Origin of the sequence: Bacillus stratosphericus (assembly GCF_020524495.1) — a bacterium.
Taxonomy (GTDB): domain Bacteria; phylum Bacillota; class Bacilli; order Bacillales; family Bacillaceae; genus Bacillus; species Bacillus stratosphericus_B.
Genome location: NZ_JAIVLB010000083.1, coordinates 1 through 2,406 on the forward strand (window position 1 = coordinate 1; position 2,406 = coordinate 2,406).

General features: G+C 37.6%; 3 protein-coding genes. 2 read left to right on the forward strand and 1 reads right to left on the reverse strand.

Annotation, left to right across the window (positions count from 1 at the left end; all coding sequences use genetic code 11):
• Positions 1 to 251: 251 nt before the first annotated feature.
• A complete protein-coding gene (gene perR, locus LC033_RS16450) occupies positions 252 to 689 on the forward strand; it encodes a peroxide-responsive transcriptional repressor PerR (RefSeq protein WP_226570296.1) in 438 nt (145 codons plus the stop codon).
• Between the two features lie 35 nt (positions 690 to 724).
• Here perR and LC033_RS16455 read toward each other — a convergent pair whose 3' ends face one another.
• On the reverse strand, positions 725 to 1,072 hold the full coding sequence (locus tag LC033_RS16455; RefSeq protein WP_226570298.1) for a YgzB family protein: 348 nt from the start codon (positions 1,070 to 1,072) through the stop codon (positions 725 to 727).
• Positions 1,073 to 1,261: 189 nt separating this feature from the next.
• On the opposite strand from LC033_RS16455, the gene LC033_RS16460 reads away from it, so the two are divergent.
• Entirely contained in the window at positions 1,262 to 2,140 is an 879-nt protein-coding gene (locus LC033_RS16460) for a nucleotidyltransferase-like protein (protein ID WP_226570300.1), read from the forward strand.
• Positions 2,141 to 2,406 lie beyond the last annotated feature (266 nt).

Consider the following 2,406-nt stretch of genomic DNA (forward strand, 5'->3'; position numbering starts at 1 on the left):
AGAATAGTGTTGAAATTGTTGTCCCTTTCTAGCCATAAAAAATCCCCTCCAAGTATAGTGTAACAGCCAAGATATGTTCTTGGGCTTTTTACACTGTCTACTTAGAGGGGATAATATCAACATGCCGGTCTTTTTTGTAAAGAAGAATAGGTAAAAAAGAGGATTGTAATTGACAAAGTTTCGGCTGTGGGCTTACACTATTTATAAAGATTATAATATAAGAATATTTTTGAAGAGAGGTGCATGATGAAATGGCTGCTAACGAACTAAAAGACGCTTTAGATGCTTTAAAAGAAAACGGTGTTCGAATTACTCCGCAGCGCCATGCCATCTTGGAGTTTCTCGTAAATTCTATGACTCACCCAACCGCGGACGATATATATAAAGCACTTGAAGGGAAATTTCCAAATATGAGTGTAGCAACGGTTTACAACAATTTACGAGTCTTCCGGGAATCTGGATTAGTAAAGGAATTAACGTATGGGGATTCCTCAAGCCGATTTGATTTTGCGACATCTGACCATTACCATGCGATTTGTGAGAACTGCGGAAAAATCGTTGACTTTCACTATCCTGGCCTTGATGAAGTAGAACAGCTTGCATCCCATGTGACGGGCTTTAAAGTCAGTCATCATCGCTTGGAGATCTATGGAACTTGTCAAGAATGCGCGAAAAAAGAAAATCATTAATGAAAAAGCTGACCAGTCGAATGGTCAGCTTATTTTCATGACTTTTTTCTATTGTATGATTCATCAAACTCTTTACCCTCTAATGTTGGATCGAGTGTAAGCGGCTCTCTGCAATGCATGCACATATCCACTCGTCCGAGCACCTTTGTCTCCTTCTCGCAGCTTGGACAAACGACTCGCACGGCCTTCGTAGAAAGCATGCCGATCCAAAAGTAAACGGCTGTACTTAATCCAACCGATAAGACGCCGAGCAGCATAAAGAAGGTCGACAGCCAGATCGATTCCTTGAAGAACACACCGATATACATGATTAGAAAACCAACAAAAACCAAGCTAAGTGCAAATGTTCTGATTTTATTAATCTTACTGGAGTATTTCGCCATTCCTAGTCCCCCTTATCTCCAATATAGCACATTTTACCTTTCCGTTTGAATTAGTTATAGAGTTTTGTGAATAAATTACGTATAATGATTCAATGATCTTTTTTTATGTATTGAAGGAATTTTGATTCTATGAGGAGAAATACATAGCATTAGAGAAGAACCTTACACCCGAGTATTGGAGGAATCACTATGGAAAATCTTCTCCGTCCTATTTATCAAGAGAGAGCAAGCCATCCAGATACATTAGCTGTGATCATAGTAGAAAGAAGACATAAAGTATCTTCAGAAACAGATAACTTTGATGCAGCACTTCTTGTCATTGTAAAGGAAGCAAAAGAGCCTTTATTTATCAAGCACTATGAATCCGATAACCAAACAGCTTCTTTAAATGTTGTCACAGATGATCAGTTGAAGGAATGGATTACCCTCGGTACCAACCGTCGAATCATTGATTGGATTCTGAATGGCAAAGTCCTCTTTGATCGAAATGAATATATTTTTAACTTGATTGATGAACTGAGTACATTCCCTTTTTCAAACCGCAAGCTTAAAATCGGTTTAGAATATGGCAAGCTCATTCGCAGATATATAGAAGGAAAAGCATTTTTTGAGTCAAATCAATTCCTTGATGCATATAATTCCATTGTGCATGCACTGCATCATTTGGCACGTATCGAAGTCATTGATAAAGGTTTCCACCCAGAAGTGACAGTTTGGAACCAAGTGCGACATATGAAGCCAGAAGTATATAAACTTTATTCAGAACTGATTGAAAGCCACGAAAGCCTGCATAAGCGTTTAGAACTGTTATTTTTAGCGAATGATTTTTTGATCCATTCAAAAGCAGAAATTGGCGCCGCTCATTTGCGTCATGTAATGGAGCAGCAGGATATTTGGCTTTTTGGAGAGCTTCTTGCACATCCTGACCTTAAGCATTTTACGCCTGATCTAAGCGTCATGATTGATTTCCTTGTGGAAAAAGGAATTATTCAAGTGAAGCCAATTGAGACAAAGGGACAAAAAATCTATCATCGAGGATATTTTGTGAAAAAAGATATTGACAACTGAATATCATAATGGTATATTATTATACGTCGCCAATGAGCAACTGAGTTGCATTTAAAGAAAAGCTGACAAAAAGAATTTTAAAAAACACTTGACGGACACAGTGCTCAAATGTTATATTAATAAAGTCGCCTCTGAGCGACAATGAGTATGATCTTTGAAAACTAAACAAGACAAAACGTACCTGTTAATTCGAGTTATTATAAAAAAATCCTATGATACTTCATAGGTAGTCAGTCAAACTGACGAAAAACAGAACTTCGGTTTTG